Source organism: Pseudomonas sp. G.S.17 (assembly GCF_038096165.1).
In the GTDB taxonomy this organism is placed as follows: domain Bacteria; phylum Pseudomonadota; class Gammaproteobacteria; order Pseudomonadales; family Pseudomonadaceae; genus Aquipseudomonas.
The window spans coordinates 4,880,765-4,902,946 of sequence record NZ_CP151076.1 but is presented as its reverse complement, the minus strand read 5'-3'; the positions used below and the strand labels follow the sequence as shown (position 1 = coordinate 4,902,946).

Here is a 22,182-nt window from a genome sequence, read left to right as displayed (position 1 = left end):
CGCCGTTCTCAAACAGCAACCACCTGGGCAGGTTTGGATTTGCCCAGGCGTTTGTTGAGATCAAGCCAGGCGGCCATGAGTACCATCAGCGCCAGACCGATGAGGGCGGTGCAGACTTGCATCGGCCAAGTGTCGCCCGCCAGGGCGTTGGCCATGTCGGCGAGCGGGGCGAGGAGTACGCCGAGGCAGAAGATTTCCAGCGAGTAGCGCCCCATTCGACAGGTCTGTTGCGCCGGCCAGTTGTCGAGCCAGTTCTGGCCGACGGGCAGCAGTTTTGCCACGCAGTAAGTCAGGGCCAGGAAGTGCAGCAGGCGCACGGGGGCAAGGTCGGTCTTGCTGATGGGGTAGAGCATATCGGCGATGATCTGCGGCACCAACTCGGCGTGCAGCTCAGGGAATTTCCAGAGGACGGTCAGCACGCCCGCCAGCAACACGCAGGCGGCGCAGAGCATGAACAGCGGTTGGCGCAGCAGCGCAACCGGCTCGGCGCTGGTGGCCGATTTCGCTTGTGACTTCAGCGCACACGCGCCGCCGAGAACGAACAACAATTGCCAGGCCACCGGATTGAAATACCAGACGCCGCCACCTTCGTAGGCTGAAAGGTTCCAGCCGTACAGCGGCACCATCATGTACAGCGCCAAAGACAAGCCGACTGCCAGTGCAACACTGCGCAGCATCAACGGCAGGATCAGCGGCAGGGCGAGCAGCAGCAGAATGTACAGCGGCAGCGGGTCAGTCAGGTTGGGTTTGAAGCGCAGCAGTAATTCATCGGCCAGCGCTTGCTGTGGATTGCCGACAAAGTATTCCAGACCCATTTCCCGGACCATGTCCCGGGTTTCGACGTGATTGTTGGCGACGAACACGATACCCATCAATAAAGTCAGCAAGAAGATATGCACCACGTACAGCACCCAGGTGCGGCGCAGGATGCGGATGCAGGCGACGACAAAACCGTCGCGTTGGGCGATGCGGCCGTAGGCCAGGATCGCGGCGTAGCCGGCCAGGAATACGAAAATTTCCGCAGCGTCGCTGAAGCCGAAATTACGTACGGTCAATTGGGCGAAGGGATTGTCCGGCACGTGATCCCAAAAAATGAAGATCAGCGCCAGGCCTCGAAAGAAGTCGATGCGCAGGTCGCGTCCGTTGGTCATAACGGTGGGCTCTTGAAGTCGTAAAAAGTAGAGGTCAATACACGGGCATGGTTCACGCCGCCGGTCCAGCAGAGCGGCGGCGCGGAAGGTTGGCGGGTTATAGGTGCAAATGCAAAACGGGGCTATTACAGAATGTCTCAATGGGCACCTTGCATGCCCATCGAGGTTTTTGCGGGCAATCAGGCAATCGCGTTGGGCTCGAAACTGTCTGCCCGAGCCATTTGCCACATATTCGAATAGAAGCTGCCATCAATGGGGCCGGTGAGTAACTGGCCGGGCTGCAGGAATACATGGGACTGCGAGAACAGCTTCACTTCCGTCGCCGACATGCGCCGCACCAGGTGCCGAGCGCCCAGTTGCGAGGGGTGATCCAGCCCGGCTGCTGCGATCATTTCTGCCAGGGCCTTGAGCGTGTTGCGGTGAAAGTTGAAGACGCGTTGGGCCTTGTCCGGTACCACCAGCGCACGCTGGCGCAGAGTGTCCTGAGTCGCGACGCCGGTCGGGCATTTGTTGGTGTGGCAACTTTGCGACTGGATGCAGCCGATGGCGAACATGAAGCCACGCGCCGAGTTGGCCCAGTCGGCGCCGATGGCCAGCACGCTGGCGATGTCGAACGCACTGACGATCTTGCCGCTGGCGCCGAGCTTGATCTTGTCCCGCAGGTTCAAGCCCACCAGCGTGTTATGCACGAACAACAGGCCTTCGCGCATCGGCACGCCCATGTGATCGGTGAATTCCACGGGAGCAGCGCCGGTGCCGCCTTCGGTGCCGTCAACCACGATGAAGTCGGGCAGGATGCCGGTTTCCAGCATGGCCTTGGCGATACCCATGAATTCCCACGGATGGCCCAGGCAAAACTTGAAACCCACCGGCTTGCCGCCGGACAACTCGCGCAACTGTGCGATGAACTGCATCATTTCGTTGGGTGTGGAGAATGCGCTGTGCCGTGATGGCGAGACGCAATCCTCGCCCATCATGATGCCTCGGGTTTCCGCGATTTCCTTGGTCACCTTGTCCTTGGGCAGGATGCCGCCATGGCCGGGTTTGGCGCCCTGGCTCATCTTGATTTCGATCATTCGCACTTGTGGATCCTGCGCCTGTTTGGCGAAGCGCTCGGGATCGAATCGTCCGTCGGCGGTGCGACAGCCAAAATAGCCGCTGCCCAGTTCCCAGGTCAGGTCGCCGCCGTTTTCCCGGTGATATGGGCTGATGCTGCCTTCGCCGGTGTCATGGGCGAAGTTGCCGAGTTTGGCGCCCTGATTCAAGGCGCGGATAGCATTGGCGCTGAGCGAGCCGAAACTCATCGCGGAAATATTGAACAACGAAGCCGAGTACGGCTGCGTGCACTGCGGGCCGCCGACGATGACGCGAAATGAGTTCGGATCGCTCAACGGCGCGGGGCGCATGGAATGGCTGATGAATTCGAAGCCGGTCTGGTAGACATCGATCAGCGTACCGAAAGGCCGGTCTGCCGACTCATTCTTCGCTCGCGAATACACCAGCGAACGCTGCGCCCGGGAAAAGGGCAAGGCGTCGCTGTCGGATTCCAGCAGGTATTGGCGAATTTCCGGGCGGATGGCCTCCACGGCGTAGCGAATGTTGCCCAGGATTGGATAATTGCGCCGCACCGAATGCGGTGATTGCAGCAGATCGAAAATGCCGACTATCGAAAGCAATCCGGTGACCAGGGTAAATGGCCATAACCATTCGTGATGCAAGAACGGCAAGCTGAACAGCGTGAACAACACACAACCTACAAAGAAAGCGTAACGACTGAGAAGGGACAGGCTCATACGTATTCCTGGGCTAATAACGGTGATTTATTGGCGCGCTCGATCTTTGTCGCTGCGGGCTCATAACGGTGATGCGCATACTGCTCGCTGAGCCAATGAGCAGGCCAGCATTTGTTGCGCTAACGGTCGAGCGATGAGCGTTTATCGCTCACTCCAACTAATCTGCATCGGCCTATAAAGATCAGCTCTCCAGTACCCAGGGTTTCACGCGGCGGGTTTGTAGCGCCATTTGATGGATATCTTCCCGTCCTTCGAGGCTGGTCCAGCGCAGATGCTCGATCAGCTTCATTTCCATGGGGTTGAGCGCCACGAAGCCGAGTTCGTCGGCCTTGCGCATGAACGTGTCACGAGGTTCAGCAGCTTGACTGGCGGCGATCACTTCCTGCAAGGCGCCTTGCAGCATCGAGACGTAGCTCACCAACATTGAGGGGTTGCACAGCACATCGGTTTTATTGACATAGCCATCCAGCAGACGCAGCGAGTCGCGGGCTTCAATCAGGCGGTTGTACGCGTAGGAGGGGAGTTGAAAATGATCGGGTTGAGACATGGCTTGTTTCCATCCGGCCTGTACGCCAGGAGACCAATCCCGGGTCATTGATTGAGCAGCAGCGGCTCGAACCTTAGCGACTAGCGCCTGCCTAATCAAGTTCGCGAATGATGCAAGTCACGACAATCGATGGTGGTTCACATTGAATGTTATGTTACTGTATAACACATCGTTTACGTACTCATCTGGAGGCAACATGAAACCTGATATCCACCCTACGTACCGCACCGTACTGTTCCACGACACCGCTGCCGATGTCTTTTTCCTGATCGGCTCCACAGTTGATACGGAGCGTACGCAACAACACACCGACGGCAAGACCTACCCTTACGTAGCCCTCGATGTTTCCAGCGCTTCGCACCCGATGTACACCGGGCAGCAGCGTAAAACCACGACCGAAGGCCGTATCGCGGGCTTCAACAAACGCTTTGCAACGTTCGGCTCCGGTGGCAAGAAAGACGCTGAAGCCGCGCAATGAAGCCGCGTGGTCCCGCGCGTTGGACGATCAGGTTCTGTTCGTCCGGCGCGCGGGATTTTTTTGCCTGGATTTCAGCCCGGATGACAACCGGCATGCTTCGTCGCTGGACTAACGCTTCAATTTGCTTTTGACTCTGCGGCCTGAAAACCTGGAGTTGTCGTTTTGAAAACATCAGTCGCCATCCTCTTCGGCGGTCAATCCAGCGAACACGAAGTCTCGCTGCAGTCAGCCAGGAACGTGATCAACGCGATCGATCGCGGCAGTTATGACCTGACCTTGATCGGCATCGACAAGCAAGGTCGCTGGCTGCGTTTCGATGAGCGTGATTACCTGCTCAACGCCGATAACCCTGCGCAGATCAAACTCAGCGAGTCGGGCAAGCTTTTGTCATTACTGCCGGGAAGTCTGGCCGGGCAGTTTGTCGACGTCGCGTCAGGCGTCGAGTTGCCGAGAATCGATGTGGTGTTCCCGCTGATTCACGGCGCGTTCGGCGAAGACGGTTCATTGCAGGGCTTGCTGCGCCTGCTGGCGATCCCCTTTGTCGGACCGGACGTGCTCTCCTCGGCGGCCTGCATGGACAAGGACGTCACCAAACGTTTGCTGCGCGATGCCGGGATCGCCGTCGCCCCTTCAGTGGTGCTGGTTCGCGGGCAATCGGTGCGCTTCGAAGAAGTGGCGGCGAAGCTGGGCCTGCCGATGTTCGTCAAACCGGCCAGCCAGGGTTCGTCCGTGGGCGTCAGTAAAGTCAGCGACGAAGCGGGCTTTATCGCGGCGCTGGCGCTGGCTTTCGAGTTCGATCACAAGGTGTTGATCGAGCGGGGCATCGTCGGTCGCGAAGTGGAATGTGCGGTGCTGGGTAATCGCCAGCCACAGGTCAGCGTATGCGGCGAAGTCATCGCCAATGACGAATTTTATGCCTACGACACCAAATACCTGAACGGCGATCAGGCGCGGATCGCCATTCCCGCCGAGCTGGCGCCGGAACTCAGTGATCAGGTGCGGGAAGTGGCTCTGCAGGCTTACCTAGTACTGGAATGCGCGGGGCTGGCCCGGGTGGATTTCTTCGTCACCGAGGCGCGGGACATCATCATTAACGAGGTCAATACCCTTCCGGGCTTCACCTCCATCAGCATGTATCCCAAGCTCTGGCAGGCCAGCGGCTTGACCTATGCAGGCCTGATTGACCGGTTGATCATCCTGGCGCTGGAGCGCGCCGATGAAGCGCGCCAGCTGAAGGTCGAGATATTTTCATGAAGGTCATTCAGATCGCCGCAGCACTGTTGATCGGTACGGATGGCCGCACGTTATTGGTCCGCAAGCGCGGGACCACGGCCTTCATGCAACCGGGCGGCAAGATCGAGCCCGGCGAGCCGCCTGCGGTGGCCTTGGCGCGAGAGCTTGAGGAAGAACTGGGTTTGGTGATTGATCCCGTCCAGGCCGCGTATCTCGGCTCGTTCGCCGCACCGGCTGCCAATGAGCCTGGCTTCGAAGTGCGCTGCGAGCTTTTTGAAGTACGCATCGACGGTGATGTGATACCGGCGGCAGAGATCGAGGAGGTGGTCTGGATCAGCGCCCACAGCCATCCCGAACTGCCATTGGCCCCACTGACCCGGGACTCGATATTGCCGATTTATCGGGGGATGCTGGCGGCATATTGAAGCTCGGCCCTGCTTGCTGGCTCAAATATGAAGTGCATTGTGTAGGAGCTGTAGCCGGGAGGAGGCCAGACCATACGCCGCACCTGTATCGTCAGAACGCTCGCCCTCCCGGCTGAAGCCGGTCCTACGAATCCCATATTTACCGCACTGCACTGACCCCATCCAGCGTCGAGAACGAGGTGTCCTTGGCGGTCAGCAGGAAGTCGCGCATGTACGGCGCGTCGAGCATGTCGGCGCGCACGGCGGCGTACAGCGTAGCGAACAACCCTTTCTCGCCCAGGCGCTTGGCTTTCACATAACCCCGCGAACTGTATTCATGCAGCGCCCAGTGCGGCATGCCGCACACGCCACGACCGCTGGCGACCAGCTGCATCATCATCACCGTGAGTTCCGACGTTCGCACCTGCGCCGGTTCGATGTCGGCGGGCTCCAGAAAGCGCGTGAAGATATCCAGCCGGTCGCGTTCCACCGGATAGGTAATCAGCGTTTCCTTGAGCAGATCCTCGGGCACGATGTAAGGCTTGTTCGCCAGCGGGTGCTGGTTGGCAACGGCTAACATCGCTTCGTAAGTGAACAGCGGTACATAAGTAATACCCGCCAGTTCCAGTGGATCGGAAGTCACCACCAGATCCAGATCACCACGGGCCAGGGCAGGCAGCGGCGCGAACGCGAAGCCCGACGCCAGATCCAGCTCCACTTCCGGCCAGGCATCGCGAAACTGATCGATGGTCGGCATCAGCCACTGAAAACAGCTGTGGCATTCGATCGCCATGTGCAGGCGCCCAGCTGTGCCGCCCGCCAATCGGGCGATGTCTCGCTCGGCACTGCGCAATTGCGGCAGTACCGAGTCAGCCAGTTGCAGCAGGCGCAGGCCGGCGCTGGTGAAGCGCACCGGCTTGGTCTTGCGCACGAACAGCTGCATGGCCAGACGCTCTTCCAGTTCCTTGAACTGGTGGGACAGAGCCGATTGCGTCAGGTGCAGGCGCTCGGCGGCCTCCACGAGGCTGTCGGCTTCGCGCAAGGCGTGCAGGGTTTTCAGGTGGCGTATCTCAAGCACCGCAGACGCTCCATGAATGGATTTTGTGATCAACACGAAAACAATGAGTTTGTCTCATGTTGCCTTCGCTGTCGACAATAGCGCCATCTTTTATGGAGGGACGCATCATGGCCTTGGCCCACACACTTGGTTTTCCGCGCATCGGCGCTGATCGCGAATTGAAAAAAGTTCTGGAAGCCCACTGGAAGGGCGATCTGGACGAGCAAGGCCTGCGCGACGCCGGTCGCGAACTGCGCGCCGCTCATTGGCAGCTGCAAAAGGATGCGGGTATCGAGCTGCTGCCGGTGGGTGACTTCGCCTGGTACGACCAGGTTCTGACCCATTCGCTGACCTTCGGCGTGATCCCCCAGCGTTTCGCCGACACCACCGACGCCCGGGGCTTGCCAACTTTGAACACGCTGTTCGCCATGGCGCGGGGCGCGACCACGTGTTGCGATGGCGCTCACGGCAAAGGGCAATACGCGCAGGAACTGACCAAGTGGTTTGATACCAACTATCACTATCTGGTCCCGGAATTCACTCAGGATCAGCGTTTCAAGTTGAGCTGGGAACAGCTGTTCGAAGAAGTCGACGAAGCCCGCACGCTGGGCCATAAGGTCAAGCCGGTGGTGATCGGCCCATTGACTTACCTGTGGCTGGGCAAGGCCAAGGGTGACAGCTTCGACAAGCTTGATCTGCTGGAGCGCCTGTTGCCGCTGTACGGCGAAATCCTTGGGCGTCTGGCTGCCCAGGGCGTCGAATGGGTGCAGATCGATGAGCCGATTCTGGCGCTGGATCTGCCGCAGGACTGGAAGAACGCCTTCGAACGTACCTATCACAGCCTGCAATATTCGCCGCTGAAAAAACTGGTGGCGACCTATTTTGGCGGTCTGGAAGACAACCTCGGCCTGGCGGTTTCCCTGCCAGTCGACGGTTTGCACATCGATCTGGTGCGCGCGCCGGAACAATTGGCTGCGGTGCTCGACCGTCTGCCGACTTATAAAGTGTTGTCCCTGGGCGTGGTCAATGGCCGTAACGTCTGGCGTTGTGATCTTGACCAGGCGCTGGCGCAATTGCGTGAGGCGCAGCTGCGCTTTGGCGATAACTTGTGGGTTTCCGGCTCCTGCTCACTGCTGCACAGCCCGGTGGATGTGCAGCGCGAAGATAAACTCGATGCCGAGCTCAAGAGCTGGCTGGCGTTTGCCGTACAGAAGTGCGAAGAAATCTCGCTGCTCAGCGCGGCCTTGAACGCGCCGGAATCTTCCGAAGTGCACGCCGCCCTGGCTGAAAGTCGCGCGATACAGATCAGCCGCGGGCAATCGCCGCGCATCCATAAACCTGAAGTGCAGGCACGTCTGGCGGCAATCACCGCTGCCGACAGCCAGCGTCAATCGGCCTTTGCCGCGCGTATCGAACAACAGCGGACGCGCTTGAATCTGCCGGCATTTCCGACAACGACTATCGGCTCATTCCCACAAACGCCGTCCATTCGTCTGGCGCGTCAGTCCTGGAAACAGGGCCGCCTGTCGGCCAACGATTACACCGATGCGATGCGCCACGAGATCCGCCACGCGGTGCAAACCCAGGAACGCCTGGGGCTGGACGTGCTGGTGCATGGCGAGGCCGAACGCAATGACATGGTTGAATACTTCGCCGAGCAGCTGGACGGCTACGCCTTCACGCGCTTTGGCTGGGTGCAGAGTTATGGCTCACGCTGCGTCAAGCCGGCGGTGATCTTCGGCGATTTGAGCCGTCCGCAGGCCATGACCGTGGACTGGATCAGCTACGCCCAAAGCCTGACCGACAAGGTTATGAAAGGCATGTTGACCGGGCCGGTGACCATGCTGATGTGGTCTTTCCCTCGCGAAGACGTGTCGCGCAAGGTGCAGGCGCAGCAACTGGCCCTGGCGATTCGCGACGAAGTGGTGGATCTGGAAACCGCCGGTATCAAAATCGTACAGATCGACGAAGCAGCATTCCGCGAAGGACTGCCGTTGCGTCGGGCGAACTGGCAGGAATATCTGGACTGGGCGGTGGAAGCATTCCGCCTGTGCGCGTCGGGCGTGCGCGACGAAACGCAGATCCATACCCACATGTGCTACAGCGAATTCAACGACGTGATCGAGTCAATCGCCGCCATGGACGCCGACGTCATCACCATCGAAACCTCGCGCTCGGACATGGAATTGCTGCAAGCCTTCAAGGCGTTCGATTATCCGAACGACATCGGTCCCGGCGTCTACGACATCCATTCGCCACGGGTGCCAGACACTGAAGAAATGGTCCGCTTGATGTCCAAGGCCGTACAGCGCATTCCGGCCGAGCGCTTGTGGATCAACCCGGATTGCGGCCTGAAAACCCGCGCCTGGCCGGAGACCGAAGCGGCATTGGTGAACATGGTGGCGGCGGCGCGGCAGTTGCGCAGTCAGCTCGCCTGATAGTTGTCCCACGAGGCCGATGTTTGTTGATCCAGAATGACCGCTCAGCCCTCTTCATCAAACTGTCACGTAACTGTGGCAGCGCGCTTTGAAAAACATCATCAAACTCGTTGCCTACTGGGGATCTGTTTTTTGGTGTTTTTTCATGCGCGTGTTTCTCTTCCTGGCCGCATTTTTGTGCGGCTTGCCGTCTTTTGCGGCCTCTCGATGCGACGTCAACGTTCCTACGCAGATAGCTGAACTCCAGCAAGTGCGCCTGGCTTACCAAAGTATCGGCCGGGAATCCGACCCTGCATTGCTGCTGGTCATGGGCCTGGGTGGGCAGTTGATTCACTGGCCGGACGAAGTGGTGGTCGCCCTGTGCGAACAAGGCTATCGGGTCATCCGCTACGACAATCGCGATGTCGGCCTGTCGAGCTGGGTCCAACCGCCCGCCAATGCCAACCTGACCTACGAAGTGCTGCGCTTCAAGCTGGGCTTGCAGGTTTCGGCGCCGTATTCGTTGACCGACATGGCCGATGACGCGCTGGGTCTGATGGATGCGTTGCACGTCCGGCAATTTCATGTGCTGGGCGCGAGCATGGGCGGCATGATTGCTCAGCATCTGGCGGATCTCGCACCGCAGCGGATCGAAAGCCTGACCTTGATCATGACCAGCTCCGGCGCCCAAGGCTTGCCGATGCCCAATCCGGCGTTACTGCAACTGCTCGCCAAACGTGGCGCGCCGAACCGCGAGGCGGCGCTGGAACAGCAGGCGGATTTGCTCGCCGCGTTGGGCAGCCCGCAAGTGAAAGATGATCGTGCGCTGCTGCTGCAACAGGCTGCGACTTCCTACGACCGGGCGTTCAATCCGGAAGGTGTGAAGCGGCAGATCCTGGCGATCCTGGCTGAGCCGAGTCGCGTCGAACTGCTGGATCGCCTGCGCTTGCCGGTGCTGGTGGTGCACGGCACGGCGGACCCGTTGTTGCCGGTGATGCACGGCGTGCATGTGGCCGCGCATATTCAGGGCAGCCAGCTGCGGTTGATTCCCGGCCTGGCCCATCGTTTCCAGGAAGCCTTCAAGGCGCCGCTGCTGGGCGCGGTGTTGCCCTACCTGCGCGCGCAGCATGAAGACGGTCGGCATATGGCGCAGCTTTGAATATCACCGGGAGTTAGGCGTATCGTGGCAGCCTGTTTCCTTAGAGTGAGCCTGCCATGACGACTCCCCTGAAAATCGATTTTGTCTCGGACGTTTCTTGCCCCTGGTGCGTGGTCGGTCTGCGCGCCTTAAACGAGGCGCTGGCTGAGCTGGGCGATGAAGTCCGGGCGCAGATCCATTTCCAGCCGTTCGAACTGAACCCGAACATGCCCGCTGAAGGTCAGGATATCGACGAGCATATCCAGCAGAAATACGGCTCCACCCCAGAGCAATCGAAAGCCAATCGGGAAAACATACGCCTGCGTGGGGAAGAATTGGGCTTTACGTTTTCCCAGGGTAATCGGCGCATTTACAACACTTTCGATGCGCATCGGTTGCTGCACTGGGCCGAGCTGGAAGGTAAGCAGCAGGCGCTGAAAGAGGCGCTGTTCACGGCCTATTTCACCGATCTGGCCGACCCGTCCAGCCATAAGGTTTTGGCGGATGTGGCGCAGAAAGTCGGGCTGGATCGACTGCGCGCCGAAGCCGTGCTGAGCGGCAACGAATACGCCACCGAAGTTCGCGAGCTGGAGCAGTTGTGGGTTTCCCGAGGTATCAGTTCGGTGCCGACCATCGTGTTCAATGATCAATACGCCGTTTCAGGCGGCCAGCCGGTGGATGTGTTTGTGGGGGCGATTCGGCAGATTCTGGCAGGGGATGCGTAACTACCGCCCTGGTCCCCATCACACAACCCATATAGGACCGGCTTTAGCCGGGAGCAGGCCGGTACATTAACAGCAGTTGCGTCGTCAGACCTTCCGCCCTCCCGGCTAAAGCCGGTCCTACGGATCCTGGCTAACCAAGCCCATACTTCTTGACCTTGTCGAACAGCGTGGTCTTGGCCATGCCCAGTTCCTGGCTGGCCTGGCTCAGGTTGCCGCCGCTGCGTTGTAGCGCCTCGCTAAGCAGGTTTTTCTCGAAGGCTTCCACGGCTTCGGTAAAGCCCAGGCTCTGGCTGTCGATGTGGGTGCTTGCGGTCTTGAAGGCTGGCAAGCCGAGGGCGAAGCGCTCGGCGACGTTGCGCAGTTCGCGCACGTTGCCGGGCCAGTCATGGCTCATCAGGCTGGAAACGGTTTGCGGGTCCAGTTGCGGCGGTTCCCGGTCGAAGCGTAATGACGACAACTGCAAAAAGTGCTCGAACAGCTGCAAGATGTCCTCGCGGCGTTCGCGCAGCGGCGGCAACTCCAGGGTCACGACGTTCAGGCGGTAATACAAGTCGCTGCGAAACTGTCCGGCCTTACCCATCTCATTCAGGTCTGATTTGGTTGCCGCGATCACCCGGCAATCCACCGCCACGCTCTGGTTGGAGCCCAGACGTTCCAGGGTGCGTTCCTGCAAGACCCGCAACAATTTGATTTGCAGGTTGATCGGCATGCTTTCCACTTCATCGAGGAACAGCGTGCCGTTGTGCGCGTGTTCGATCTTGCCGATGCGCCGTTTGCCCGCGCCGGTAAAGGCGTTGGATTCATGGCCGAAAATCTCGGTTTCAAACAGGCTTTCCGGCAATCCGCCGCAGTTCAGCGCGACGAACTGCTGGGCATGACGACGACTGAAATCGTGCAGGCAACGGGCAACCAGTTCCTTGCCGGTGCCGGTCTCGCCTTCGATAAGCACGTTGGCCGATGTGTCGGCGACGTTGGCGATCAAGGCGCGCAGGTTTTGCATGGCTGGCGAGCGACCGATGATCTTGCCTTCCAGTGAATCACGCTCGGCCAGCTGCTTGCGCAGCGACCAGACTTCCCGGGCCAGCCCGCGTTGCTCCAGGGCACGACGCGTGACTTCCACCAGACGTTCGGGGGAGAAGGGTTTTTCCATGAAGTCATAGGCGCCGTCGCGCATGGCATTCACCGCCATGGAGATATCGCCATGGCCGGTAATCAGCACCACCGGCAGGCTGCGGTCGCGGGCCTTGAGCCGGGTCAGCAGTTCCAGACCGTCGATGCCGGGCAGGCGAATATCGCTGATGACGATCCCGGCAAAGTTGTCGCCGATACGCGCCAGGGCTTCTTCGGCACTGCCGACGCCTTCGCTGGGAATGTCCTCCAGCGCCAGCGCCTGCTGGCAGCCGAGCAGGACATGCGGGTCGTCTTCGACGATGAGTACGGTCAGGTCAGTGTTCATTTGGGGTTCTCATCAAGCGACGCAAATTCTGATTCGAGCTGTACAGACTGTGTAGGAGCCAACTTGTTGGCGATGCGTCGGGCCTGCGCAGTGAACGAAATCGCCTTCGCGAGCAAGCTCGCTCCCACCGGTCACACCGGCACCAATGGCAAACACAACACAAACGCCGTGCCGCCCGTTGTGGGATGCTCGGCGCCCAGGCTTCCGCCGGCGGCTGCGGCGAGGCTCGCCGACAAGGTCAAGCCGAGCCCCAGCCCTTGTTCACCGGGCTTGGTGGTAAAGAACGGTTCGAACAGGTGCTTGCGCGCTTCGTCGTCGATGCCATGGCCGTTATCCCGCACCAGCAGGCGATAGCGACCGTCTACCAGCGAACCTTCAAGCCACAATTCAGGCAGCGGTTGCGCGCTCATGGCATCCAGCGCATTGCCGATCAGGTTGACCAGAATCTGTTCGAGACGCGTCTGGTCGATCATCAGTTGCGCGTCGACAAAATCCTGATGCAGATCCAGCGAAAAGTTTTCCAGGCGTCCGGCCAGCAATTGCAACGCGGCCTCGACCGCTTTGCTCAGCAAGGCCTGGCCCTTGTCATCGCCGCGTCGGGCGAAGGCGCGCAGGCTGGCGGTGATGCGGCCCATGCGGTCGACCAGATCATTGATGGTGCGCAGGTTAGCGCTGGCCGTATCCAGCGCGCCGCGTTCAAGGAAGCGCACGGTATTGCCCGACAAGGTGCGCAAGGCCGCGAGCGGCTGATTCAGTTCGTGGGCGATGCTGGTGGACATCTGGCCGATGGCCGCCAACTTGCCAGCCTGCACCAGTTCATCCTGGGCCCGTCGCAGTGTGTCTTCCGCCTGGCGTCGTTCGCGAATCTGGCCTTTGAGCCGTTCGTTGCTGGCGCGCAAGTGCTCGGTACGTTCGGCAATCTTGCGTTCCAGTTCGTTATTGGCTTGTTGCAAGGCTTCCCGCGCGGCAAGCCGTGTCGAGAGCACTTTGCGCCGCTCATTCCAGGCGATCAGCAAGAAGGCCACCAGCGCGCAGATCACTGCCACCAGCATGCCCTGGCTGCCCGCTTCCCGGCGCAGGTCTTCCAGCGGGGTCAGCAAGGTCAAATGCCAGGGCGTGTCGCTCAGTTGCCGGGTCTGGGCCAGATAACTCACTTGTTTGTGTTCGTGATCGACGCTGACGTTGGCCGGAAAGGTCAGTTTCTCCACGCCTTCGGCCAGGGATTCGCGCTCCAGCGGCACCAGCTCGTTCAGCGGGAACCAATAATATTGCAGGCTGCGCGCCAGGCGTTCCTTGATTTCCGGCGTCAACGGACGCACCGATTTCAAGCGTCGGGCCGGATCGCTGGAAAGAATGATGATGCCGTTCTCGTCACTGACGAATGCCTCCAGACGCGCCCGTTGCCAGCGCTGTTCAAGGGCTTCGAGCTGAACCTTGATCACGGCGACGCCGATGATCTTGCCTTGCTCTTCCAGGCCATGGGCCAGGTAGTAGCCGGGTTCGCCGGTGGTGCTGCCGATGCCATAGAAACGGCCGGGCAAGCCACGCACGGCGTCCTGATAATAGGCACGGAACGACAAGTCTTCGCCCAGATAACTGTCGGCGTCGCGCCAGTTGCTGGTGGCCAGTACGCGACCGGTGGTGTCCAGCACATAAATGGCGCGGCTGCGGCTGCGGCGGTTCAAACCTTCGAGGTAGTCGTTGACCTTCTGCCGCAGCTCGGGCGTCGGGTCTTTGAGCAGCGCCGAAACGTTGGACTCAAGCTCCAGCACGCTGGGCAAATAGGTGTATTTGTTGATTTCACTTTCAACGGTGCGCGCGTGCAGCTCCAGCTGACGTTCGCCATTCTCCTTGAGCGCCTTGATACCGTTGTGTTCACTGAACAGATAGGCGATGTAGCCCAGGCCGATCATCAACGCAATGATCAGCGGCGGCAAAAACAGGTGGCGTATCAGGCGGGGTTTCACGGCGAGTGATGGCGGCGCGGCGCGATAAAGATTGGGGTCGCATTTCATCACAGTCGTCCTGAGCCGAACAGCGGCCTGACTCGCTAAAGAGCCAGGCCGCCGCCGGGGTATCGCTTAGTGCTGAAGGATCTTGGCGAGGAAGTGCTGCGCACGCTCGGAGCGGGCGCTGACATCACCGAAGAATTCTTCTTTCTCGCAGTCTTCGACGATCTGTCCCTGATCCATGAAGATCACGCGGTTCGCCACTTTGCGGGCGAAGCCCATTTCGTGGGTTACGCACATCATGGTCATGCCTTCGTGGGCCAGTTGCACCATCACGTCGAGCACTTCGTTGACCATTTCCGGGTCCAGCGCGGAGGTCGGTTCGTCGAACAGCATGACAATCGGGTCCATGGCCAGGGCGCGGGCAATGGCCACACGTTGTTGCTGACCACCGGAAAGCTGACCCGGATGCTTGTTGGCGTGGGCGGACAGGCCGACACGCTCCAACAGTTTCAGGCCTTTCTCGGTGGCTTCGGCCTTGCTGCGGCCCAGCACCTTGATCTGCGCGATGGTCAGGTTTTCCACGATGGTCAGGTGCGGGAACAGCTCGAAGTGCTGAAACACCATGCCGACCCGCGAGCGCAGCTTGGGCAGATTGGTCTTGGGATCGGCGATCGAAGTGCCATCAACGGTGATGTCGCCTTTCTGGAACGGTTCCAGCGCGTTGACGCATTTGATCAGGGTCGATTTGCCGGAGCCGGACGGTCCGCAGACCACCACCACTTCGCCTTTCTTGACCTCGGTGCTGCAATCAGTCAGTACCTGGAAGTCCCCATACCACTTGTTGATGCTTTTGATGGAAATCATACGGCGAACCTTTTTTGCAGACGCTTCACCAGCAGCGAGGCGGCAAAGCTGATCGTGAAATACACCAGACCGGCGATGATCAGGAACTCATTGGAGCGGCCGATGATGTCGCCACTGGAGCGCGAGGCATTGAGGAAATCCACCAGGCCGACGGTGTAGACCAGGGAGGTGTCCTGAAACAGGATGATGCTTTGCTGCAGCAGCAGCGGGGTCATCTTGCGAAACGCCTGAGGCAGAATGATCAACCGCATCATTTGCCCGTAGGTCATGCCCAGCGCTTGCGCGGCGCCCATTTGCCCCTTGGAAATCGACTGCACACCGGCACGGACGATTTCGCAGAAGTACGCAGCCTCGAACATCATGAAAGCCACGACGCAGGAGGTGAACGCACCAATAGGCGTGTCTTCGCCGGTGATCCAGCGCAGCACGAACGGCACCGCCAGATAGAACCAGGTGATGACCAGCAGCAGCGGGATCGAGCGGAAATAGTTGACGTAAGCGCCCGCCACCCGGGACATCAGCTTGCTCGACGACAAACGCATCAGCGCCAGCAAGGTACCGAGGATGACGCCGCCGACAACGCCCATGACCATCAACTGCAAGGTCATGACCATGCCGTTCCACAGGCCGGGTATGGCCGGGATGATTCCTGAGAAGTCCATTATTTACCCCCCACGGAAATCAAACCGGGCACCGCGACTTTCTTCTCGATCACGCGCATCAGCAACATCAGGCTCATGTTCAAGGTGAAGTAGATCACCGTCGCCAGAGTGAAGGCTTCGAACAGGTTCGCAGAAAACTCGGCGGTCTGTTTGGTCTGGGCGAGCAATTCCATCAAGCCGATCAGCGAGGCCACCGATGAGTTCTTGAACACGTTGAGGAATTCGGAGGTAAGCGGCGGAATAATGATCCGGTACGCCTGCGGCAGCAGCACGTTCCAGTAGATCTGCGGCAGCTTGAAACCCATGGCGCGCGCGGCGGACTCCTGCCCACGCGGCAACGCCTGAATACCAGTACGCACCTGTTCGCAAACCCGGGCAGCGGTAAACAGACCCAGACAGACCACCACGCTCAGGAACGCTGAAGTCGTCGGGTTGAGGTCTTGTTTGTACCACTCCTGAATGTGTTCAGGCAGCAGGTCCGGTACCAGGAAGTACCAGATGAACAGCTGCACCAGCAGCGGCACATTACGGAAGATTTCCACGTATACCGTGGCGATGCCCGATACCCAACGGCTCGGTACGGTGCGCATGACGCCGAGCACGGAGCCCAGCAGCAAGGCGATGATCCAGGCGGCAACGGCAATCGCGATAGTCCAGCCCAGACCGGAGATATACCAGTCCAGATAGGTTTCGCTGCCAACGCCGGTGGACTTGAAGAATACGCCCCAGTCCCAGTTGTAATTCATCAGGGTCTCCCCTCTGATCGATCCAAATGCTTGCAACGACATCCTGAGAGGACCGATTGGCCCCTCAGGAAAACAGTTTGATCAGGCCATCAAGCCTTTTTGTCGTCAGCTGCTTTGTCGGTCGGATTGGCGATCAGCTTTTTCAGCTCGTCGCTCATCGGGAAGTTCAGGTTCAGGCCTTTTGGTGGAATCGGCGACTGGAACCACTTCTGGTAGATGGTGTTGATTTCGCCCGACTTGTAGGTCGCCACGATTGCGTCGTCGACCGCTTTCTTGAACGGTTCATCGCCTTTGCGGACCATGCAGCCGTAGATTTCATAGGATTGTGCGGTGCCGGTCACAGCCCAGTCATCCGGCTTCTTGGCCTTGGCCATTTCGCCTGCCAGCAGCGCGTCGTCCATCATGAACGCAACGGCACGGCCGGATTCCAGCATCTGGAAGGATTCGCCGTGGTCTTTGGCGGAGATGACGTTCATGCCCATTTGCTTGTCGGCGTTCATCGACTTGATGATGCGCTCGGACGTGGTGCCCGCAGTGGTCACGACGTTCTTGCCTTTCAGGTCAGCGAAGTCCTTGTAGGCGGAATCTTTCTTGGCCAGCAAACGGGTGCCGATTTCGAAGATGCCTACCGAGAAGTCAACCTGCTGCTGACGCTCAACGTTGTTGGTGGTCGAACCACATTCAACGTCAACGGTGCCGTTCTGTACCAGCGGGATACGTGTCTGGGAAGTGACCAGGTTGTACTTGACCTTCAGGTCCGGCATGTCCAGGTCTTTCTTGATGGCTTCGACGATTTTCAGCTGGATATCGTGGGAGTAGCCAACCGGAACGCCGGAAGCATCAGCGATATAGGAAAACGGAATCGAAGCATCGCGGTGCCCGAGGGTGATGGTGCCGGACTCTTTGATTTTCTTCAGTGTGCCGGTGAGTTCGGCGGCGAAAACTGGAGTGGTAATCAGAGCAGCAGCGATTGCTGCGCCCAAAAGATGGGGGACGATGCGCATCTGTAATTCCTCGACTTTGTTTTTTTTATGGGGCCCAAACAGGTGTGGCCCTCTTGTTCGGCGAATGCTTCAACGGCGGCCGACAGGGGCACACGTTACTGTCGAAGCGATCGACAAGTAGTGTAGAGCAGGAGCCGTGCCAAGCACGCGACATAGAGTTAAGTCGTTGGTTTTAAAGGGTTTAAAATTTTATCGAAGGAGATGCGGGGTGTTCGGACGTCCGGGATGCCGAACCCTGCGTCGAGGAGTGTTCGGAAAACCGAATGGATTGGCGGCTGTTGAAATGCAAAACCCGTGGGAGCAAATTTATTCGCTCCCACGGGTTAGTCCTGCTCAGCGCAATTACGCTGCTTCGATAGCGCCTTTTCTACGCGCCACAACATCCAGGTATTGCTGAACGCCAGCACGCTCTTCAGCGGTCATGAACAGGCCCAGTTTGCTGCGACGCCACAGAATGTCTTCAGCGGTGGTCGCCCATTCGGTGCTGCACAGGTAATCGACCTCGCGGGTGTACAGGCCGGCACCAAGGCTGTCGCCCATGTCCGCAAGGCTTTGCACGCCTTCCAGCAGGCGCCAGCTGCGACTGCCGTAGGTGCGCGCCCAACGTTGGGCGATGTCTGCCGGCAACCAGGCGCAGCGCTGAGTCAGTTCGGCGCTCAACGCGGCCGGGGTGCTCATGTCTTCACCGCCGGGCAGGCTGGCCTTGGCGGTCCAGCTTGGCTTCATGTCCTTGAAGAACGGTGCAAGCTGCGCCAGCGCCGATTCCGCCAGCTTGCGATAAGTCGTCAGCTTGCCGCCGAATACCGACAGAATCGGTGCTTCATCGCCGCCACCGGACAGCGCCAGGGTGTAGTCGCGGGTAATCGCCGACGGGTTGTCCGACTCGTCGTTGCACAGCGGGCGCACGCCGGAATAGGTGTTGAACACATCGTCGCGGGTCAGCTGCTTCTTGAAGTGATCGTTGGCGACTTTGAGCATGTAGTCCATTTCGCCATCGGTGATTTCAACCTTGCTCGGATCGCCCTGATATTCGCGGTCTGTGGTGCCGATGATCGTGAAGCGTTCCAGATACGGAATCGCAAACACGATGCGCTGATCTTCGTTTTGCAGGATGAACGCGTTTTCGCCTTCATACAGCTTTGGCACGATCAAGTGACTGCCTTGAATCAGGCGGATGCCATACGGCGAAGTCAGTTTCAGATCATCGCGAATGAACTTGGCGACCCACGGGCCGGCGGCATTGACCAACGCCTTGGCGCGAATCGAAAACAGCGTGCCGTCGGCGCGTTCCATGTGCAGATGCCACAGGCCATTGCTGCGCCGGGCATTCAGGCAGCGGGTCTGGGTGTGGATATGCGCGCCGTGTTCCCGCGCAGCCATGGCGTTGAGCACCACGAGGCGAGCGTCGTCGACCCAGCAATCGGAATATTCAAAACCGCGGGTGATAGTTGTTTTCAGCGGGCTATCGCTGCCGAAACGCAAGCTGCGTGAGCCGGGCAGTTTCTCGCGCTTGCCCAGGTGGTCATACAGAAACAAACCGGCACGAATCATCCACGCCGGGCGCAAGTGCGGGCGATGGGGCAACACAAAGCGCATCGGTTTGACGATGTGCGGTGCCTTGGCCAACAGCACTTCACGCTCGGCGAGGGCTTCACGGACCAGACGGAATTCGTAATGTTCGAGGTAGCGCAGCCCGCCGTGGATCAGCTTGCTGCTGGCAGAAGAGGTGTGACTGGCAAGGTCGTCCTTTTCACAAAGGAACACTGAAAGACCACGACCGGAGGCATCTGCGGCAATTCCGACACCATTGATACCACCACCAATGACGGCGATGTCGTAGACCTCGGAAAGGGGCGGTACAGGCAAGACGGAATGGGGCATCGGATGGCCTCCTGATATTTGTTCGAACAACAAATTCGAACATTTATGTTCATTTCCGAAAATCATAGCTCAATAATGAAGGTCTAGCCAGTCAAGACTGATTGAAAATACTGATCATGGGGAGGGAAAAGGAACAAAAGTGAACATGGGGCCAGCCAGGCGGCTCTAGCTCGTGGGAGCAAGCTTGCTTGCGAAGGCCATTTGTTCGGCGCAAAACAGGTGCCGGATGAAATTGCCTCTTCGCGAGCAAGCTCGCTCCCGCAGCGGGCTGGTCTTAAACCACTTCCAGTCGGATCTTGTTCTGCGCCAGCAACTGCATCAACGCCGGTACCGGTGCCTGATCAGTCACCAGACAATCGATCAAACTGATAGGTCCGAGGCGCACCATGGCGTTGCGGCCGAATTTGCTCGAATCCGCCGCCAGCAAGACTTGCCGCGCATTGGCGATGATCGCCTGGGAGACCCGCACTTCCTGATAATCGAAATCCAGCAGGCTACCGTCTTCGTCGATACCGCTGATGCCGACCAGGGCGAAGTCGACCTTGAACTGATTGATGAAGTCGACGCTGGCCTGACCAACGACGCCGCCATCACGGCGTACGTTGCCGCCCGCCAGCAACACCTCGAAATCATCCTTGGCGCTGAGAATCGACGCCACATGGAGGTTGTTGGTGATGATTTTCAGGTTGTTGTGATTGAGCAGGGCGCGGGCAATGGACTCGGTGGTGGTACCGATATTGATGAACAGCGAGGCGTGATCGGGGATTTGCGCGGCGATGGCCTCGGCAATCCGTTGTTTCTCATCGCGCATCTGATCCGCACGCATGGCGTAGGCGGTGTTTTCGATGCTCGAATCATAGGCCGCGCCGCCGTGGTAGCGGCGCAACAGGTTCATTTCCGCCAGCTGATTGATATCGCGGCGGATGGTTTGCGGGGTCACGACGAACAGCGTGGCCATTTCCTCGATGCTGACATAGCCGCGCTCACGGACCAGTTCGAGGATCTGCTGCTGACGGGGGGGCAGATTCATTATTGTTGAGTGTCCTTTCAGGCTGCCAAATGCGGCCCATGATGCCGCAGGCACAGGCTGCCTGTCAGCCGGAAACTCATGTAACTCAATACTGCCCCCCGATCAGGCGCTGCTTATTCTTCGTTTTCGTGGGGTTCCCAGTCACGGGTGCGCGCCACGGCCTTCTGCCAGCCTGCGTAGAGTTTCTCGCGCTTCTCGGGGTCACACTGTGGTTCGAACTCGCGCTCGATCACCGCCTTGTTGCGCAACTCATCCAGGCTGCTCCAGAAACCAATGGCCAGGCCGGCAAGGAACGCTGCGCCCAGGGCCGTGGTTTCGCGCATTTGCGGACGTTCCACGTGGGTGCCGAGGATGTCCGCCTGGAACTGCATGAGGAAGTTGTTGGCCACGGCGCCGCCGTCGACACGCAGAGATTTCAGGCGCTCGCCGGAATCCTGTTGCATGGCGTCGAGTACGTCGCGGGTCTGGTAGGCGATGGATTCCAGCGCAGCACGAATGATGTGATCGACTTTCACGCCACGGGTCAGGCCGAACAGTGCGCCACGGGCATACGGGTCCCAGTACGGCGCGCCCAGTCCGGTGAAGGCCGGGACCAGGTAAACGCCGTTGCTGTCCTTGACCTTGGTGGCGAAGTACTCGGTATCCACCGCATCGGTGATGATCTTCAGTTCGTCACGCAGCCACTGCACGGTAGAGCCGCCGTTGAAAACTGCGCCTTCCAGTGCATAGGCGACTTCGCCGCGCGGGCCGCAACCGATGGTGGTCAGCATGCCGTGCGCAGATTTCACTGCCTTCTTGCCGGTGTTCATCAGCAGGAAACAGCCGGTGCCGTAGGTGTTCTTGGCCTGGCCTGGCTCGACGCACATCTGGCCGAACAGCGCAGCTTGCTGGTCGCCTGCGATGCCGGCGATAGGAATGCCGCTTTTGCTGTGGCCGTAGACTTCCGACGAAGACTTCACTTCCGGGAGCATTTCACGCGGGATATCCAGCACGTCCAGCATGCGCTGGTCCCATTCCAGCTTGTGAATGTTGAACAGCATGGTCCGCGAGGCGTTGGTGTAATCGGTGACGTGAACCTTGCCGCCGGTGAATTTCCAGATCAACCAGCTATCGATGGTGCCGAACATCAGCTCGCCGTTGCGCGCGCGTTCGCGGCTGCCTTCGACGTTATCCAGAATCCACTTGATCTTGGATCCGGAGAAGTACGGGTCGATGACCAGACCAGTGGTGTCCCTGATGTAATCTTCCAGGCCATCACGCTTGAGCTGCTGACAGATTTCCGTGCTGCGGCGGCACTGCCAGACGATGGCGTTGTAGATCGGCCGGCCGGTTTCCTTCTCCCAGATCACCGTGGTTTCACGCTGGTTGGTGATGCCGATGGCGGCGATCTGGTTGTGATGCAAATCTGCCTGGGCCAGCGCCTTGGTCATGCAGGCCGTCTGGGTGGCGAAGATTTCCATCGGATCGTGTTCGACCCAGCCTGCTTGCGGGTAATGCTGGACGAATTCGCTTTGGGCGGTGCTCACCACATTGGCGTCGCGGTCGAAGATGATCGCCCGTGAGCTGGTCGTGCCCTGGTCAAGCGCAATGATGTAGTTCTTGTTCTGTGAGTCAGTCATGTCGATTGCCTTGCAATAATGGGTG

19 protein-coding genes are annotated in these 22,182 nt (G+C 59.3%); 6 read left to right on the top strand and 13 right to left on the bottom strand.

Going from position 1 to position 22,182, the window contains the following annotated elements:
• Positions 1-8 precede the first annotated feature (8 nt).
• From AABC73_RS22840 to AABC73_RS22830, 3 genes are all read right to left on the bottom strand, one after another.
• The gene (locus AABC73_RS22840; RefSeq protein WP_341521074.1) at positions 9-1,151 is read right to left on the bottom strand and encodes an OpgC domain-containing protein; all 1,143 of its coding nucleotides are present in this window, start codon (positions 1,149-1,151) and stop codon (positions 9-11) included.
• A 179-nt stretch (positions 1,152-1,330) separates the two neighbouring features.
• Positions 1,331-2,944 carry an FMN-binding glutamate synthase family protein gene (locus tag AABC73_RS22835; protein ID WP_331150800.1) on the bottom strand — a complete coding sequence of 538 codons (1,614 nt, stop codon included), beginning with the start codon at positions 2,942-2,944 and terminating at the stop codon, positions 1,331-1,333.
• A 181-nt stretch (positions 2,945-3,125) separates the two neighbouring features.
• The gene (locus tag AABC73_RS22830; protein WP_341521073.1) at positions 3,126-3,491 is read right to left on the bottom strand and encodes a hypothetical protein; all 366 of its coding nucleotides are present in this window, start codon (positions 3,489-3,491) and stop codon (positions 3,126-3,128) included.
• Positions 3,492-3,687: 196 nt separating this feature from the next.
• Between AABC73_RS22830 and AABC73_RS22825 the strand changes: the two genes are divergently transcribed.
• The 3 genes from AABC73_RS22825 (at position 3,688) to AABC73_RS22815 (ending at position 5,627) form a co-directional block, all read left to right on the top strand.
• The gene (locus tag AABC73_RS22825; protein WP_341521072.1) at positions 3,688-3,969 is read left to right on the top strand and encodes a type B 50S ribosomal protein L31; all 282 of its coding nucleotides are present in this window, start codon (positions 3,688-3,690) and stop codon (positions 3,967-3,969) included.
• A 162-nt stretch (positions 3,970-4,131) separates the two neighbouring features.
• On the top strand, positions 4,132-5,223 hold the full coding sequence (gene ddlA, locus AABC73_RS22820) for a D-alanine--D-alanine ligase (protein ID WP_341521071.1): 1,092 nt from the start codon (positions 4,132-4,134) through the stop codon (positions 5,221-5,223).
• Positions 5,220-5,627, top strand: a complete 408-nt coding sequence (locus AABC73_RS22815; protein WP_341521070.1) for an NUDIX domain-containing protein — start codon at positions 5,220-5,222, stop codon at positions 5,625-5,627. The genes ddlA and AABC73_RS22815 overlap by 4 nt, the downstream gene beginning before the upstream one ends.
• 139 nt (positions 5,628-5,766) lie before the next feature.
• Here AABC73_RS22815 and metR read toward each other — a convergent pair whose 3' ends face one another.
• On the bottom strand, positions 5,767-6,684 hold the full coding sequence (metR, locus tag AABC73_RS22810) for a transcriptional regulator MetR (protein ID WP_065835433.1): 918 nt from the start codon (positions 6,682-6,684) through the stop codon (positions 5,767-5,769).
• Between the two features lie 107 nt (positions 6,685-6,791).
• Between metR and metE the strand changes: the two genes are divergently transcribed.
• The 3 genes from metE (at position 6,792) to AABC73_RS22795 (ending at position 10,943) form a co-directional block, all read left to right on the top strand.
• Positions 6,792-9,101, top strand: a complete 2,310-nt coding sequence (metE, locus tag AABC73_RS22805; protein ID WP_341521069.1) for a 5-methyltetrahydropteroyltriglutamate--homocysteine S-methyltransferase — start codon at positions 6,792-6,794, stop codon at positions 9,099-9,101.
• Between the two features lie 145 nt (positions 9,102-9,246).
• Complete coding sequence (locus AABC73_RS22800) at positions 9,247-10,239, top strand: alpha/beta hydrolase (RefSeq protein ID WP_341521068.1); 993 nt, start codon at positions 9,247-9,249, stop codon at positions 10,237-10,239.
• Positions 10,240-10,295: 56 nt separating this feature from the next.
• Positions 10,296-10,943 carry a DsbA family oxidoreductase gene (locus AABC73_RS22795; RefSeq protein WP_341521067.1) on the top strand — a complete coding sequence of 216 codons (648 nt, stop codon included), beginning with the start codon at positions 10,296-10,298 and terminating at the stop codon, positions 10,941-10,943.
• Between the two features lie 130 nt (positions 10,944-11,073).
• Here AABC73_RS22795 and AABC73_RS22790 read toward each other — a convergent pair whose 3' ends face one another.
• The 9 genes from AABC73_RS22790 to glpK all read right to left on the bottom strand — a co-directional run bounded on the left by AABC73_RS22790 (position 11,074) and on the right by glpK (position 22,157).
• Entirely contained in the window at positions 11,074-12,399 is a 1,326-nt protein-coding gene (locus AABC73_RS22790) for a sigma-54 dependent transcriptional regulator (RefSeq protein ID WP_341521066.1), read from the bottom strand.
• 131 nt (positions 12,400-12,530) lie between these two features.
• Positions 12,531-14,414 (bottom strand): ATP-binding protein, encoded by a 1,884-nt coding sequence (locus tag AABC73_RS22785; protein ID WP_065835429.1) that lies wholly within the window; start codon positions 14,412-14,414, stop codon positions 12,531-12,533.
• Between the two features lie 66 nt (positions 14,415-14,480).
• A complete protein-coding gene (locus AABC73_RS22780; RefSeq protein WP_065835428.1) occupies positions 14,481-15,215 on the bottom strand; it encodes an amino acid ABC transporter ATP-binding protein in 735 nt (244 codons plus the stop codon).
• Positions 15,212-15,880: an ABC transporter permease subunit gene (locus AABC73_RS22775; RefSeq protein ID WP_341524309.1), complete on the bottom strand. Its 669-nt coding sequence runs from the start codon at positions 15,878-15,880 to the stop codon at positions 15,212-15,214. The genes AABC73_RS22780 and AABC73_RS22775 overlap by 4 nt, the downstream gene beginning before the upstream one ends.
• Positions 15,877-16,623 carry an amino acid ABC transporter permease gene (locus AABC73_RS22770; RefSeq protein WP_341521065.1) on the bottom strand — a complete coding sequence of 249 codons (747 nt, stop codon included), beginning with the start codon at positions 16,621-16,623 and terminating at the stop codon, positions 15,877-15,879. The genes AABC73_RS22775 and AABC73_RS22770 overlap by 4 nt, the downstream gene beginning before the upstream one ends.
• Positions 16,624-16,712: 89 nt before the next feature.
• Positions 16,713-17,627 carry a glutamate/aspartate ABC transporter substrate-binding protein gene (locus AABC73_RS22765; RefSeq protein ID WP_341521064.1) on the bottom strand — a complete coding sequence of 305 codons (915 nt, stop codon included), beginning with the start codon at positions 17,625-17,627 and terminating at the stop codon, positions 16,713-16,715.
• 342 nt (positions 17,628-17,969) lie between these two features.
• Positions 17,970-19,508, bottom strand: coding sequence for a glycerol-3-phosphate dehydrogenase (gene glpD, locus AABC73_RS22760; RefSeq protein ID WP_341521063.1), 1,539 nt, complete (start codon positions 19,506-19,508; stop codon positions 17,970-17,972).
• Positions 19,509-19,782: 274 nt separating this feature from the next.
• The gene (locus tag AABC73_RS22755; protein ID WP_331150334.1) at positions 19,783-20,538 is read right to left on the bottom strand and encodes a DeoR/GlpR family transcriptional regulator; all 756 of its coding nucleotides are present in this window, start codon (positions 20,536-20,538) and stop codon (positions 19,783-19,785) included.
• 113 nt (positions 20,539-20,651) lie between these two features.
• Complete coding sequence (glpK, locus tag AABC73_RS22750; RefSeq protein ID WP_331150335.1) at positions 20,652-22,157, bottom strand: glycerol kinase GlpK; 1,506 nt, start codon at positions 22,155-22,157, stop codon at positions 20,652-20,654.
• Positions 22,158-22,182: the final 25 nt, after the last annotated feature.